This is a genomic window from Bradyrhizobium sp. 192 (assembly GCF_023100965.1).
Taxonomy (GTDB): Bacteria; Pseudomonadota; Alphaproteobacteria; order Rhizobiales; family Xanthobacteraceae; genus Bradyrhizobium; species Bradyrhizobium symbiodeficiens.
Genome location: NZ_CP064690.1, coordinates 956402 through 970868, shown reverse-complemented (window position 1 = coordinate 970868; position 14467 = coordinate 956402). Strand labels below are relative to the sequence as shown.

Genomic DNA, 14467 nt, shown 5'->3' with positions numbered 1-14467 from the left:
AAGTGGAACCGTCTTGCGATCGTTGAGGGCGCGGAGAATTTTTTGGATGGCGATCCGCCGCCGTGATTTCCTGAAGAGCGCGGGCCTTGCCGCTGCATCGCTCGGTCTGCCGCGGCTTGCGCGGGGCACCGAGACGGCGAGCATTTACGACCTCGAAAGGTTCGGCAATGCGCGGATCCTGCACATCACCGACACGCATGCGCAGCTGAATCCGGCTTATTTCCGCGAACCAAGTGTCAATATCGGCATCGGTGAGATGGCGGGGCGACCGCCGCATCTGGTCGGCCGCGCCTTCCTCGACCGGTTCGGCATCCGCCCCGACAGCGCCGATGCCTATGCCTTCACCTGTCTCGAGTTCGACAAGTCCGCGGGCCGCTTCGGCAAGCTCGGCGGCTTTGCCCATCTGAAGACGCTGGTCGATCGCTTGCGCGACGAGGTCGGCGAGAAGCGTTCGCTGCTGCTCGACGGCGGCGATCTCTGGCAGGGCACCGGGCTTGCCAACGTCATGCAGGGTCGCGACATGGTCGAGGTCGCCAATCTGCTCGGCATCGAAGCGATGACCGGGCATTGGGAGTTCACCTATGGCGAGCAGGTGCTGCGCGACAATCTGGAGCGCTTCAAGGGCGAGTTCCTGGCACAGAACGTGTTCCTGACCGAGGAAGCCGCGTTCAACGACGCCCCCGCCTTCGACAAGGCGACCGGGCGCGTGTTCAAGCCCTCCGTCGTCAAGGAGATCGGCGGTCATCGGATCGCAATCGTCGGCCAGGCTTTCCCCTACGTGCCGATCGCGCATCCCAAGCGGTTTACGCCGGACTGGACCTTCGGCATCCGCGAGGAGGAATTGCAGAAGCATGTCGATGCCTTGCGCAGCGCCGACAAGGTCGATGCGGTCGTTCTGCTGTCGCACAACGGCATGGACGTCGACCTCAAGCTCGCAAGTCGCGTCACCGGCATCGACGTCATTCTCGGCGGCCATACCCATGACGCCGTGCCGCAGCCGATGCCAGTGAAGAACGCCGCCGGCACCACGCTCGTCACCAATGCCGGCTCCAACGGAAAATTCCTCGCCGTGCTCGACCTTGCGATCGACAAGGGCAAGGTCGGCGACGTTCGTTATCGCCTGCTGCCGGTCTATTCCGAGCTGCTGAAGCCCGATCCCGCCATGGCCGAGCTGATCGGCCGGCTGCGCGCGCCGCACGTGACCGACTGGTCGGAGAAGATCGCAACACCCGACCGCCTGCTCTATCGCCGCGGCAATTTCTCCGGGCCGGTCGACGAGCTGATCTGCACCGCGCTGCGCACCGAGCTCGATGCCGAGATCGCGCTGTCGCCGGGGTTCCGCTGGGGCATTACCGCGCTGTCAGGCCAGCCGCTGACCATGGAGGATCTGCTGGCGGAGACCGCGATCACCTATCCTGAGACCTACGTGCAGGAGATGACGGGCGCCCAGATCAAGGACGTGCTGGAAGACGTCTGCGACAACCTCTTCAATGCCGACCCCTATTACCAGCAGGGCGGCGACATGGTGCGCACCGGCGGGCTCAGCTATACCTGCACGCCGACGGGCGCTATCGGCGGCCGCATCTCGGAGTTGAAGCTCAATAACGGCAAGGCGCTCAGCGCCCACCACCGCTACAAGGTCGCAGGCTGGGCTTCGGTCAACGGCCAGCAGGGCGCGCCGGTGTGGGATGTCGTCGGCAAATATCTGCGCTCGGGCCGGATGTTTCAGGAGCGGCTCGGCTCCGGCGTGACGCTGAGGGGCGTCGAGGACAATCCGGGCATTGCGGGACAGGGATGAGGCGAGCGCAGATCTCATTTGCGCTGATGCTGGCGCTGCTGGTCCGAACCGCGATTTCGCCGACCTCGGCGCAGCAGGTGCCGCTTCAGGACAAGCCGTTCGCGGAGCACAGAATCGTGCTGCAGCTCTCCGACGGCGATGCGAAGAAGCAAGCGCTGCTGCTGAGCGTCGCCAACAATCTTCTGAAGGCCTACGCTCCCGACAAGATCGCGATCGAAGTGGTGACGTTCGGGCCCGGCATCGATCTCCTGTTGTCCGGCAGCGAGCGCCGCAAGCAGGTCGAAAGCCTGATCGCGCAGGGCGTGCGGTTCGACATCTGCCTCAACACGGTCGATACGATCGAACGCGAGACTGGCAAGCGGCCGGATTTCATCCCCGCCGCGACACCGGTGCAGGTGGGCGTCGGGCAGATCCTGTTCCTGGCGGAGAACGGGTATACGGTGGTGCGGCCGTAGGGTTGTTCCTGAGCTTTTGGCACACCGCCGCGACAGACCCGGTGTCATTTCCCGCGAAAGCGCGGAATCCAGTACGCCGCGGCTTTTCCGTATCCCACTACGGCCTCTGGAATGCTGGATCGCCCGCTTTCGCGGGCGATGACGGGCGGGTGGGGCGCGCTTCACGCCAAACAAAATCTTCCAAACTTCATGGTCCACACAGTGAATTGCTTCTCTTTCTGGCCCCGGGCGTAGTAGAATCCTCGAAATCAGTTCCATGCCGGGTGCTGCCATGATCTTCCGCCAACTCTTCGACAGCGTTTCGGGTACCTACAGCTACGTGCTTGCCAGCCGCCCCGGCGGCGAGGCGCTGATCCTCGATCCCGTGCTGGAGAAGGTCGATCGCTACTGCCAATTGCTGCGCGAGCTCGACCTCAAGCTGGTCAAGGCGGTCGACACCCATCTGCATGCCGACCACGTCACCGGCCTCGGTGAGCTGCGCGACCGCACCCATTGCATGACCGTGATGGGCGACCAGACCAAGGCCGACGTGGTGGCGATGCGGGTCGCCGACGGCGACAAGGTGACGATCGAGGGCCTGTCGCTCGACGTGATGTACACGCCCGGCCACACCGACGATTCCTATTCCTATCTGATGGGCGATCGCGTCTTCACCGGCGACACGCTGCTGATCCGCGGCACCGGCCGCACCGATTTCCAGAACGGTTCTTCGCGCGCGCAGTACGATTCGATCTTCAACCGGCTGCTCAAGCTGCCGGAGGAGACGATGGTGTTCCCGGCGCATGACTACAAGGGCGACACCGTCTCCACCATCGGCGAGGAGAAGCGCTACAATCCGCGGCTCCAGGTGCGCTCGGTCGACGAATATATCGAGCTGATGGCAAACCTGAAATTGCCCAACCCGAAGATGATGGACGTGGCGGTGCCCGCCAACATGCATGTCGGCCTGCATCAGGAAGAGCTGGAGAAGGAAGGTCGCGCGCTCAGCGCGGTCGAGGCGATCCGCGTCCTCGGCCGGCCCGACATGCTGCTGGTCGATCTGCGCGAAGCCAACGAGCGGATGAAGCACGGCATGCTCGAAGGCGCGCTGCATACGCCCTATCCGTCCGTCGAGGAAAGCCTCAAACCGGGCGGCATGCTGCGCGAGGTCGCCGCCGCCACCGGCCGCCGCATCGTGTTCTTCTGCGCGTTCGGCGAGCGCTCGGCGATGGCGGTGGCTGCCGCCAAGGCGGCCGGCCTGTCCAACACCGCCCACATCGCCGGCGGCGTGGACGCCTGGAAGAAGGCAGGCGGGCCGCTGGTGCACTGACGGCCTGCTTGCGATAGGTCAGAAACTGCACATATGTTCCGGGTAGGATCGGATGCAGCATCACCATCCGGGACAAGGCATGACCAGGATCTGCAAACCAAGCGAGCCGCCCAAGGTCGCCGAGAACAAGATCGCCGAGAAGAAGCCGGCGGAAGGCAAGGTGAAGACACCTCCGCCGCCTCTCGATGACGACGACTACGAGGACGGCGACATCGCAACGCCCAAGCGCGACCGCTATGGCCCGGATGACGAGCCGTTGTGAGGGGCGCACGCCGGGGTCGCCCCCACCCGCGCTAGCTGCCATGCGCCTGCGTTCATGGACAAATAACCGCTCTCCCCGATAGTTTGCGCGCCTTCCAGGGAGTGAAACCGAAACTGCAATGGTCGACATTCTTGCCGCACCGCAGCAAGGCAAGGCGGACAGCGCGCTCCGCACGCTGACCGGAATCTCGATCGCGCATTGGGTCAGCCATTTCCATCTGCTGGTCCTGCCGATGCTGTTCCCGTTCCTCAAGGACAAGCTCGGCGTCGGCTATGTCGAGCTCGGCTTCTCGCTGACCACGCTTGCCGTCGTTTCCGGCCTGACGCAGGCGCCGACCGGCTATCTCGTCGACCATTTCGGTGCGCGCAAAATCCTGCTGATCGGGCTGATGCTCGGCGGCTGCGCGCTGATCCTGCTCGGCCTGCATGTGAGCTACGCTTCGCTGATCGCCTGCGCCGTGCTGCTCGGGCTCGCCAACAGCGTCTATCACCCCGCCGATTACGCCATCCTGGCCGAGCACATGGACGAGGCGCGGATGGGCCGCGCCTTCTCGATTCACACCTTTGCCGGCTATCTCGGCGGCGCCGTGACGCCGGCGATCGTCGCCGCGCTCGTCATCGTGTCGGGCGGGGTCGGCGCGCTGATCGCATCCGGCGCCATCGCCATTCTGGTGGCGCTGCTGCTGGTGGCCATCGGCATCCCCGAGGCCGGCGCCCACAAGAAGAAGCCGGGCCACGAGAACGCGCCGAAGCAGGCCGTCATCACCCCGGCGCTGATCACGCTGACCGCTCTGTTCATGCTGCTCAGCCTGTCGGTGGCCGGCATCAACAATTTCGGCGTGGTGGCGCTGATGAGCGGCTACGGCACCTCCTATTCGATCGCCAACGTCGCGCTGACCGCGTTCCTCGGCGCCAGCGCCGCCGGCGTGCTGGCCGGCGGTTTCCTTGCCGATCACACCGAACGCCATGGCTATGTCGCCGCGGCCTGTTTTGCCGCGAACGCGGCGATCGTGCTGCTGATCGCGCTGGTGACGCTGCCGGGCTGGGCCTTGACCGCGACCATGACCGCTGCAGGTTTCCTCTCCGGCGTGATCGCACCCTCGCGCGACATGCTGGTGCGCAATGCCGCGCCGGCAGGCGCCGCGGGACGCGCCTTCGGCATCGTCTCCACCGGCTTCAACCTCGGCGGCATCGTCTCGCCGCTGCTGTTCGGCTGGATCATGGACCAGAGCGCGCCGCACTGGGTGTTCGGCGCGTCGGTGATCTTCATGGTCGCGACCGTGCTGCTGTCGCCGTTCACGGAACGGAAGCCGGCCAAGGCTGCAACGCAACCCTGAGCGCACTTCCCCGCGGTTGACACTGCGACTGCGCAACCGAAAATGCGCCCAAGCAAAACAACAAACCGGGAAGAAGCACCATGAGCAATCCTGACCTCGTGATCCGCGGCGGCACCGTTGCGGACGGTCGCGGCGGCGAGCTGTTCGAGGCTGATGTCGCCATCAGCGGCGGGAAGGTCACCGAGGTCGGCAAGATCTCGGCCAAGGGCCGCGAGGAAATCGACGCGCGCGGCAAGCTCGTCACGCCAGGCTTCGTCGACGTGCACACCCACTATGACGGCCAGGTCACCTGGAGTCAGGATATCACGCCATCCTCGCAGAACGGCGTCACCACCGCGATCATGGGCAATTGCGGCGTCGGCTTCGCGCCTTGCAAGCCGGCCGATCACACAAGGCTGATCCAGCTGATGGAAGGCGTCGAGGACATTCCCGAGCCTGTCCTGAGCGCAGGCATTCCCTGGGCCTGGGAGAGCTTTCCGGACTACATGAACTGGCTCTCGAAGCGCGATTTCGACATCGACGTCGGCGCACAGCTGCCGCATGCGGCGCTGCGGGTCTATGTCATGGGCGAGCGCGGCGCGCGCCGCGATCCCTCGACTGCCGATGACAACGCCGCGATGGCGAAGCTGGCGGGCGAAGCGGTCCGCTCCGGCGCGCTCGGCTTCTCGACTTCGCGCACGCTCAACCACCGCACCTCGACCGGCGATTTCACGCCGACGCTGAAGGCCGGCGAGGACGAGCTCACCGCGATCGCCGGCGCGATGCACAGCCAGGGCCGCAGCGTGCTGCAATTCGTGCTCGATCTCTCCACCATCCACGAAGACCTGCCGATGATGCTGCGGGTCGCAGATAGCACGAAATGCCCGATCTCGTTCTCGATCACGCAGAACGACAAGGCGCCGCAGCGCTGGCGCCAGACGCTCGACGAGATCAACGCGGCCGCCAAACGCGGCCTCTCCATCACCGCGCAGATCGCGGCGCGCCCGGTCGGACTGCTGCTCGGGTTAGAGCTGTCGCGCAACCCGTTCCAGACTCATCCGAGCTACCAGGCAATCGCGCATCTGCCGTTGCAGGAGCGGCTGGCGAGGCTGCATCAACCGGAGGTGCGCAAGGCGATCCTGAGCGAGACAGCGACCGCCACCGACGATCCGCTGTTCTTCCGGCCCAACTACGACAAGATGTTCCTGCTCGGCGATCCCCCCGATTACGAGCAGCCGCCGGAGAACGCGCTGGGGCCGCAGGCACGGCGGCAGGGACGCCAGCCGGAAGAGCTCGCCTATGAAGCGATGCTGTCGGACGAGGGCCGCGGCATGCTCTATGTGCCCTTCCTCAATTATGCCGACGGCAATCTCGATGCGACGCGCGAGATGCTGATCGACCCGCAATCGGTGCCTGGCCTGTCCGACGGCGGCGCACATTGCGGCATCATCTGCGACGCCAGTTTCCCGACCTATCTGCTGACGCACTGGACGCGCGACCGCAGGCGCGGCGAGAAGCTGTCGATCCCGTTCGTGGTCGCGGCGCAGTCGCGCAAGACCGCGCTGTCGGTCGGCCTCACCGATCGCGGGCTGATTGCGCCGGGCTACAAGGCCGACCTCAATGTGATCGATTATGACCGGCTGCATCTGCACCCGCCGAAGGTGCATTACGATCTGCCGGTGGGTGGGCGACGGCTGTTGCAGGACGTCGACGGCTATGATGCCACGATCGTCTCGGGCGTGGTGACGCGTCGGCACGGTGAAGCGACAGGACGACGGCCAGGGAAGCTGATTCGTGGGGCGCAGGGGATTAACTAGCGAGGCAATCGCCTTACCCTCCCCTGAAGGGGGAGGGTAAGAGAGAGCCAGAGCCCCCTTACGTCGGCGACACCGCGCCCTTCAGCGCTGCGCCTTGCGGAGCCGCACCGCGGGTCAGCCTGGCCTTTTCCGTGTTCGGCCACAGCAGCAGCAGGCCGAGCAGGCCGGAGCCGACCATGATCACGGCATTGATGGTGAAGCCGGTCATGTAGCCGTCGATCATGCTGCCGGCACGCTGGATCATTGCTCCCATCACGGCCGGCGCGATGACGCCGGCCAGCGTGTAGAGCGCGCCGTAGATCGCGAGGACGGCGCCGCGCTGCGACGCCGGCGTGAACTCGCCGAGCATCGGCGGGCAGACCACGTAGATCGCCCCGCACAATCCCGAGCCGACCACGAGCAGTGCGATCTGCAGGCCTGCGCCCTGGACATGCGGCATCATCGCCAGGATCAGCCCGCCGAGCACCAGCGGCACCGAACCGAGCACGCCGCGCGCCACGCGGGTGTTGTAGCCGCGGGCCATCATCACCTGCGAGATCCAGCCGGTGAGAATGACGATGGTGGCACCGAACACCCAGGGCAGGATCGAGATGAAGCCGGCCTGGCTCTGCGAGAAACCGAGGCCCTTGACGATGAACGGCGTGAACCAGGTCAGGCCGAGCGACAGCGCCCAATAAGCACCGAAGGTCGCGGCGACGCAGCCGACGAAGGTGCGCGAGGTGAGGAGCTGCAAGTAAGGGATCTTCTGCTCGGTCGCGGCCAGGACCTGCGTGTCCTCCAGCGGGCCTTCCTTGCCGAGCGCGAGCCAGGCACAGACCCAGATCAGACCGACGATACCGAGGGCGCCAAAGGCATAGTGCCAGGAATGATTGACGATGACCCAGTTCAGCGCCGGCACCGCCAGGATCACGCCGAAGGCCGAGCCCTGCGACAGGAGCGCGGTGGGCAGCGTGCGCTTCTCGTCGGGGAACCATTTGTAGATCGCGTGTGCCGCGACCGAGAAGGCCGGGCCTTCACCGGCGCCCAGCACGATGCGGCAGATCAACAGGGTGGTGAAGGAGACGGTGCCGACCATCGGAAACTGCGCCAGCGCCCAGATTACCGCGAGCGCCAGCAGCACCCAGCGCGTCGGCACCTTGTTGACGATGAAGCCGACCACGATGGCGGCGATCGAGAACAGGAAGAAGAACGAGGAGCCGAGCAGGCCGAACTGCTCCGGGCTGAGCTTCAGATCGGTCATGATCGGCACGCCGGCGAGACCGACGACGATCTTGTCGGCGAAGTTCACGACCATGAAGAGAAAGAGGAGAAACGTGACGGTCCAGGCGCCCTTCGGCGTTGCCTTGGTGCCGATCGTTTTGCCGGCCACCTCCGTCGTTCGCTCAACGCTCATGATTCTCCCCCATCGATGTCTTTTTTGGCTTTTGGCACTTTTTTGATTTGGCCGTCTTGGGAGCTAACAACGGCTTCGAGACCAACGCAACCCGGCATTTCCGCAGCAAGTGTGCTACGCAGCAATTCCGCTAATTCCGCCCGGCGCCATTCATCGTGTTGAGCATCAAGAATCTCTCCAAGACCTTCTCCTCGGCCGGCGAGCCGGTGCATGTGCTGCGTGGCGTCGATCTCGACCTCAGGGCCGGCGAACGCGTCGCGCTGACCGGCGAGTCCGGCAGCGGCAAGAGCACATTGCTGCATTTGATCGCGGGGCTGGACGCCGCCGATGGAGGCACGATCCGGCTCGAAGACATCGAGGTTACCGCGCTGTCCGATGCGGGGCGCGCCCGCTTGCGGCGCAACCGGATCGGGCTGGTTTTCCAGCAATTCAACCTGATCCCGAGCCTGTCGGTCGCGGACAATCTGGCCTTTCAGGCGCGGATCGCCGAGCGTCACGATGCGGCCTGGACCAAGGAACTGGTCGAGCGGCTCGGGCTCGGCGCTCTCCTGAAGCGCTATCCCGAGCAATTGTCCGGCGGTCAGCAGCAGCGGGTCGCGATCGGCCGGGCGCTGGCGACAAAGCCATCGCTGCTGCTGGCGGACGAGCCGACCGGCAATCTCGACGAGGCCACCGCCGAGAATGTGCTGGCGCTGACGCGCGACCTCGTCGCGCGCACCGGCTGCGGCTTCCTGATGGTGACGCATAGCCTGCATCTGGCAGCGACGCTCGACCGCCATCTCACTTTGCATGCGGGGCGGATCGCATGAGACGCGCGCTGTGGGTGCTCGCGGTGCTGCTCAGTCATTGGCGGCGTCACAAGATGCAGTTCGCGACGCTTCTGGTCGGGCTGATCGCGGCGACGGCACTGTGGAGCGGTGTGCAGGCCATCAACCAGCAGGCCCGCACCGCCTATGACCGCGCCGCGGCGACCTTTGGTGGCGCACGCACCGCGATGCTGGTCGCGCCTGACGCGGCGACCTTTCCGCAAGAGTTGTACGTGAAACTCCGCCGCGCCGGCTGGCCGGTGTCGCCGACGCTGGAGGGCCGCGTCCAGGTCAACGGCCGCTCGGTGCGGCTGCTCGGCATCGAGCCGGTGACGCTGCCGGTCGAAATCGGCAACGCACCGCGTCTCGGCGCCTCCGACCTGAGCAGCTTCGTGGCGGCGCCGGGCCAGACATTGGTGGCACCGGAGACGCTGAGCGATTTGCAGGAAACCGAAGGTGCGTCGCTCCCGATCAGCAACGGCGCAAAGCTGCCGCCGCTGCGCGTGCTGCCGCAGCTCGCACCGGGCGTGCTGGTGGTCGATATCGGCGTGGCGCAGCGTCTGCTGAACAAGCCGGATCAGGTTTCGCGGCTTCTGATCGGCCGACCAAAGAGCAAGCCCGCGCCGCTGGCCCGCGTGGTCGGCGACCAGTTGCAGCTCATCGAACCGACTGCGGAGACCGAGCTGGAGCGCCTCACCGACAGTTTTCATCTCAACCTCACGGCGTTCGGCCTGTTGTCGTTCTTCGTCGGGCTGTTCATCGTCAATTCGGCGGTCGGCCTCGCCTTCGAGCAGCGACTGCCGATGCTGCGCACCTTGCGCGCCTGCGGTGCCTCGGCGCGGCTGGTCAACAGCGTGTTGGTGGTCGAGCTCGTGGCGCTGGCCCTGATCGCCGGGCTGATCGGGCTCGTCTGCGGCTATTTCATCGCGGCGGTGTTGTTGCCCGATGTCGCGGCATCGCTGCGCGGACTCTATGACGCGCAGATCCCGGGTCAGCTCAGCTTGCGGCCCGAATGGTGGCTTGCCGGCATCGGCATCAGCATTGCCGGCGCACTCGTTGCGGCGACGACCAGCCTGATCAAGGCGATCAGAATGCCGGTGCTGGCGACGGCGCAGCCACGCGCCTGGCAACAGCGGCAGCGCCGCTGGCTGGTCCTGCAGAGTCTTGCCGCCTGCGTCGTGTTCGCGGTCGGGCTGCTGCTGCTTGCCTATGGCGAATCGCTGATCGCAGGCTTTGGCTTGCTGGCGGCCTTGATGCTCGGTGCGGCGCTGATCCTGCCGGCCTTCCTCGAACTTCTCCTGCTCGCAGGGCAATGCGCTGCGCGAAGACCGCTTGCGCTTTGGTTCTGGGCGGACAGCCGGCAGCAACTCTCCGGACTATCGCTGGCGCTGATGGCGCTGCTGCTCGCCCTCGCCGTCAATGTCGGGGTCTCCACCATGGTGGAGACGTTCAGCCGCACCTTCCTCGGCTGGCTCAACGGTCGGCTCGCAGCCGACGTCTACATCAGCGCCTCCGACAACGCGCAAGGCGTCGCGATCCGCAACTGGCTGAAGGAGCGCAGCGACGTGCAGGCGATCCTGTCGGGTGGCCGCGCCGAGACGCAGGTTCAGGGCCAACCGGTGGAATTGCTCGGCCTGCCCGACCACGCGCTCTATCGCGAGCGCTGGCCGCTGCTGGAGGCCGCGCCGCAGGCCTGGACCCGGCTTGTGCCGGGTAAGGCCGCCTTCATCAGCGAGCAGCTCAGCCGCCGTCTCAACGTCCGCATCGGCGACGTCGTCGAGGTGCCGGCGCCCAGCGGGAGCTGGGAGCTCGACATCGTCGGCATCTACGCCGATTACGGTAACCCCAAGGGACAGTTGACCGTCAACGTCGCCGCGTTGATCCGGCAGTTTCCGCAGACGCCGCAGACGCGGATCGGGCTGATCGTCGCCAAGGAGAACATCCCCGGCCTGATCGCGGATTTGCAGAGACAGTTTGCGCTCGACGACCGCAGTGTCGCCGACCAGACGACGGTGAAGGCCGAATCGATCCGGATTTTCAACCGCACCTTTGCCGTCACGTCCGCGTTGAATGCCTTCACGCTCGGTGTCGCCGGGATCGCGCTGTTCACGAGCCTGCTGACGCTGGCGAATTCCCGCCTGCCGCAGCTTGCGCCGCTATGGGCGATCGGCATCACGCGGCCGCACCTTGCCGCGATCGAATTGACCAAGACGCTGTCGGTGGCGCTGTTCACGGCGCTGCTGGCGGTGCCGCTCGGGCTGCTGGTGGCGTGGTGCCTGATCGCGATCGTGAACGTGAAGGCGTTCGGCTGGCGGCTGCCGTTCCATGTATTCCCGCTGCAACTGGTCGAGCTGGTCGCGGTGGCGTTGGTCGCGTCGCTGCTTGCGGCGCTGTTGCCGGTGATAAGGCTGGCGCGGATGCAGCCGGCCAGCCTCGTCAAGGTGTTTGCCAATGAGCGCTGATCGGATCTCGCGCCGCGCCTTCGCCGGCGGCATCGCTGCACTGGCGCTCGCTCATCGCGCTGGCGCGCAGGGCTATGCCGGCCTCGGCGAAACCGCGGACGGCTTTGCGAAGGTGACGCCGGACAAGCTGTTTGCCTTTCCTGACGATCACGGACCGCATCCGGAATTTCGGATCGAGTGGTGGTATCTCACGGCAAACCTCGTCGATTCCAGCGGCGCGGCTTGCGGCCTGCAATGGACGCTGTTCCGTCAGGCGGCGCAGCCGGGCCCGCAAGGAGAGGGCTGGGCCAATCAGCAGGTGTGGATGGCGCATGCCGCGGTGACGCGCGCCGACACCCACCGCTTCAACGAGGTCTTTTCACGCGGCGGCGTGGGCCAGGCCGGCGTCACGGCCAAGCCGTTCGATGCCTGGATCGACGATTGGGAGCTGAAGGGTTTTGACCGCACCGACGATCGCACATTGGCGCCGCTGGCGCTGAAGGCGTCCAGCACCGATTTCAGCTACGCGTTGACGCTGGAGGCCGATCGTCCGGTCGTGCTGCAGGGCGACCGCGGCTACAGCCGCAAGTCGGAGCGCGGCCAGGCGTCCTATTATTACAGCCAGCCGTTCTACCGCGCCCGCGGCACGCTCACCATCGACGACAAGCCGGTCGATGTCTCGGGCCAGGCCTGGATGGACCGCGAATGGAGCAGCCAGCCGCTCGATACCGATCAGACCGGCTGGGACTGGATGTCGCTGCATCTCGCGTCCGGCGACAAGCTGATGCTGTACCGGCTGCGGCAGAAGGACGGCCGGGATTATCCGTTCGGCAACTGGATCAGCGCTGCTGGCGAGACGCAGATGATCGCGGGCGGCGACATTCAAATGATCCCGAAGGCGACAGCGGAGGTCGCCGGGCGCAAGCTGCCGGTGGAATGGCAAATCGCGATCCCGTCGCGATCGTTCTCGATCCTCTGCAGGCCACTCAATCCAAAAGCCTGGATGGGGACCGGCTTCTCCTACTGGGAGGGGCCGATCAGCTTCGCCGGGACGCATGACGGCGTTGGCTATCTCGAGCTGACCGGCTATTGAAGCCGCGACCTCTTCAAAGGAATTCCGCGATGTATCATTTCACCGCTCTCGTCACGCTGCTGGCGATCGCGTTTTATTTCTTCACCTGCATCAACGTGTCGCGCTCGCGCAGCAAGACCGGTGTCAAGGTGCCGGCAATGTCGGGCCATCCGGATTTCGAACGCGCCTTCCGCATCCAGATGAACACGCTGGAATGGATGCCGATCTTTCTGCCGGCGCTCTGGCTGTTCGCGGTCTATATCGGCGACGGCATCGCAGCAGCGATCGGCGCGGTCTGGATCATCGGCCGCATCGTCTATTTCATCGGCTATTCGAAGGCGGCCGCCAAGCGCGGTCCGGGCTTTGCGATCCAGGGCATCGCCGCCATCGCATTATGGGCGGGGGCGCTGGGGGCGGTGGTGTTGCGGCTGGTGTGAGACGCCGCAGCACGCATTCTCGTCTCCCGGGCGCGGTGCAGCGTGCAACGCTGCGCCGCCGAACCGGGACCCATGTGGCATCGAACGTAGAGGCGCATGGGTTCCGGCTCTGCGCAGCAGCGCTTCACGCTGCAGCGCGTCCGGGACACCAGAGCGTCACTTCGTCAGCGGGCAGCCACTGTCCTTGGCGGTGAAGAAGGCCTTGTCGCCGGGAACGGTGGCGAGCAGCTTGTAATAGTCCCAGGGCTTCTTCGATTCCGAGGGCTTCTTCACCTCGAAAAGATACATGTCGTGGACCATGCGGCCGTTCTCGAGAACCTTGCCGCCTTGCGCGAAGTCGTCGTCGACCGGCAGCTCCTTCAGCTTCTTGGCGACAGCGTCGGGATCCTTGGTGCCGGCGGCCTTGACTGCCTTCAGATAGCTCAACGTCGCCGAATAAGTGCCGGCCTGAATCATGTTCGGCATCCGACCGGTGCGCTTGAAGAAGCGTTCACCAAGATGGCGGCTCTTGTCGTTGACATCCCAATAATAGCCTTCCGTCAGCACCAGGCCCTGTGCCGCCTGCAGACCGAGGCCGTGAACTTCGGCCACGGTCATGAGCAAACCGGCGAGCTTCTGGCCGCCGGAGACGATGCCGAACTCGGAGGCCTGCTTGATCGAGTTGGTGGTGTCGAGGCCGGCATTGGCGAGGCCGACGATCTTGGCCTTCGAGCTCTGCGCCTGCAGCAGGAAGGAGGAGAAGTCCGAGGAGTTGAGCGGCACGCGCACCGAGCCGACCACCTTGCCGCCATTGGCGGTGACGATCTCGCTGGTGTCCTTCTCCAGTGCGTAGCCGAAGGCGTAGTCGGCGGTGAGGAAGAACCAGGTGTCGCCGCCGGCCTTGGTCAGCGCACCGCCGGTGCCGACGCCGAGCGCGCGGGTGTCGTAGGCCCAGTGGAACCCATATGGCTGACAGGCATCGCCCGTGAGGCGGGAGGTCGCGGCGCCGACGACGATGTCGATCTTCTTCTTTTCCTTGGAGAGCTCGTGTATCGCGAGCGCGACCGAGGAGGTCGTCAGCTCCGTGATCATGTCGACGTTCTCGACGTCGTACCAGCGCCGCGCGATCGAGGTCGCGAGGTCAGGCTTGTTCTGATGGTCGGCGGTGACGAGCTCGATCTTCTGCCCCAGCACCTCGCCGCCGAAATCCTCGATCGCCATCCTGGCCGCCTCGACCGACCATTTGCCACCGTAATCGGCATAGACGCCGGACTGGTCGTTGAGAATGCCGATCTTGACGCCTTCCGCAGACGCCGGCGCCGCCAGCACCAGGGCGGAGGTTGCGACGGCGGCCAAAAGTGCTGATCTCATCTGTTAGCTCCC

The 14467-nt window shown here is 65.5% G+C and carries 12 protein-coding genes; 10 read left to right on the top strand and 2 right to left on the bottom strand.

What is annotated here, in order from left to right; genetic code table 11:
• The first annotated feature begins 46 nt into the window (after positions 1-46).
• From soxB to IVB24_RS04440, 6 genes are all read left to right on the top strand, one after another.
• On the top strand, positions 47-1798 hold the full coding sequence (gene soxB / locus IVB24_RS04465) for a thiosulfohydrolase SoxB (protein WP_247772169.1): 1752 nt from the start codon (positions 47-49) through the stop codon (positions 1796-1798).
• Positions 1795-2253, top strand: a complete 459-nt coding sequence (locus IVB24_RS04460) for a hypothetical protein (RefSeq protein WP_247772168.1) — start codon at positions 1795-1797, stop codon at positions 2251-2253. Before soxB ends, IVB24_RS04460 begins: the two co-directional genes overlap by 4 nt.
• 271 nt (positions 2254-2524) lie before the next feature.
• Complete coding sequence (locus tag IVB24_RS04455) at positions 2525-3562, top strand: MBL fold metallo-hydrolase (RefSeq protein WP_140483657.1); 1038 nt, start codon at positions 2525-2527, stop codon at positions 3560-3562.
• 79 nt (positions 3563-3641) lie between these two features.
• Positions 3642-3824, top strand: a complete 183-nt coding sequence (locus IVB24_RS04450; protein ID WP_094977020.1) for a hypothetical protein — start codon at positions 3642-3644, stop codon at positions 3822-3824.
• Positions 3825-3942: 118 nt separating this feature from the next.
• Positions 3943-5160 carry an MFS transporter gene (locus IVB24_RS04445; protein ID WP_247772167.1) on the top strand — a complete coding sequence of 406 codons (1218 nt, stop codon included), beginning with the start codon at positions 3943-3945 and terminating at the stop codon, positions 5158-5160.
• Positions 5161-5240: 80 nt separating this feature from the next.
• Positions 5241-6956, top strand: a complete 1716-nt coding sequence (locus IVB24_RS04440) for an amidohydrolase family protein (RefSeq protein WP_247772166.1) — start codon at positions 5241-5243, stop codon at positions 6954-6956.
• A gap of 58 nt (positions 6957-7014) precedes the next feature.
• Here IVB24_RS04440 and IVB24_RS04435 read toward each other — a convergent pair whose 3' ends face one another.
• The gene (locus tag IVB24_RS04435) at positions 7015-8349 is read right to left on the bottom strand and encodes an MFS transporter (RefSeq protein ID WP_140481583.1); all 1335 of its coding nucleotides are present in this window, start codon (positions 8347-8349) and stop codon (positions 7015-7017) included.
• Positions 8350-8504: 155 nt separating this feature from the next.
• Between IVB24_RS04435 and IVB24_RS04430 the strand changes: the two genes are divergently transcribed.
• The 4 genes from IVB24_RS04430 to IVB24_RS04415 are packed head-to-tail and all read left to right on the top strand — an operon-like array spanning position 8505 to position 13105.
• Positions 8505-9158 (top strand): ABC transporter ATP-binding protein, encoded by a 654-nt coding sequence (locus IVB24_RS04430; RefSeq protein WP_094976280.1) that lies wholly within the window; start codon positions 8505-8507, stop codon positions 9156-9158.
• Positions 9155-11617, top strand: coding sequence for an ABC transporter permease (locus IVB24_RS04425; protein WP_247772165.1), 2463 nt, complete (start codon positions 9155-9157; stop codon positions 11615-11617). The genes IVB24_RS04430 and IVB24_RS04425 overlap by 4 nt, the downstream gene beginning before the upstream one ends.
• The gene (locus tag IVB24_RS04420; RefSeq protein WP_247772164.1) at positions 11607-12689 is read left to right on the top strand and encodes a lipocalin-like domain-containing protein; all 1083 of its coding nucleotides are present in this window, start codon (positions 11607-11609) and stop codon (positions 12687-12689) included. Before IVB24_RS04425 ends, IVB24_RS04420 begins: the two co-directional genes overlap by 11 nt.
• A 29-nt stretch (positions 12690-12718) precedes the next feature.
• Positions 12719-13105: an MAPEG family protein gene (locus tag IVB24_RS04415; protein ID WP_247772163.1), complete on the top strand. Its 387-nt coding sequence runs from the start codon at positions 12719-12721 to the stop codon at positions 13103-13105.
• A gap of 156 nt (positions 13106-13261) precedes the next feature.
• Here the strand turns inward: IVB24_RS04415 and IVB24_RS04410 are convergent, their stop codons facing one another.
• Complete coding sequence (locus IVB24_RS04410) at positions 13262-14455, bottom strand: ABC transporter substrate-binding protein (RefSeq protein ID WP_247772162.1); 1194 nt, start codon at positions 14453-14455, stop codon at positions 13262-13264.
• Positions 14456-14467 lie beyond the last annotated feature (12 nt).

Coding starts and splice junctions, on each gene's coding strand:
- soxB (WP_247772169.1), top strand. CDS start 47: ATGGCGATCCGCCGCCGTGATTTCCTGAAGAGCGCGGGCCTTGCCGCT.
- IVB24_RS04460 (WP_247772168.1), top strand. CDS start 1,795: ATGAGGCGAGCGCAGATCTCATTTGCGCTGATGCTGGCGCTGCTGGTC.
- IVB24_RS04455 (WP_140483657.1), top strand. CDS start 2,525: ATGATCTTCCGCCAACTCTTCGACAGCGTTTCGGGTACCTACAGCTAC.
- IVB24_RS04450 (WP_094977020.1), top strand. CDS start 3,642: ATGACCAGGATCTGCAAACCAAGCGAGCCGCCCAAGGTCGCCGAGAAC.
- IVB24_RS04445 (WP_247772167.1), top strand. CDS start 3,943: ATGGTCGACATTCTTGCCGCACCGCAGCAAGGCAAGGCGGACAGCGCG.
- IVB24_RS04440 (WP_247772166.1), top strand. CDS start 5,241: ATGAGCAATCCTGACCTCGTGATCCGCGGCGGCACCGTTGCGGACGGT.
- IVB24_RS04435 (WP_140481583.1), bottom strand. CDS start 8,349: ATGAGCGTTGAGCGAACGACGGAGGTGGCCGGCAAAACGATCGGCACC.
- IVB24_RS04425 (WP_247772165.1), top strand. CDS start 9,155: ATGAGACGCGCGCTGTGGGTGCTCGCGGTGCTGCTCAGTCATTGGCGG.
- IVB24_RS04420 (WP_247772164.1), top strand. CDS start 11,607: ATGAGCGCTGATCGGATCTCGCGCCGCGCCTTCGCCGGCGGCATCGCT.
- IVB24_RS04415 (WP_247772163.1), top strand. CDS start 12,719: ATGTATCATTTCACCGCTCTCGTCACGCTGCTGGCGATCGCGTTTTAT.
- IVB24_RS04410 (WP_247772162.1), bottom strand. CDS start 14,455: ATGAGATCAGCACTTTTGGCCGCCGTCGCAACCTCCGCCCTGGTGCTG.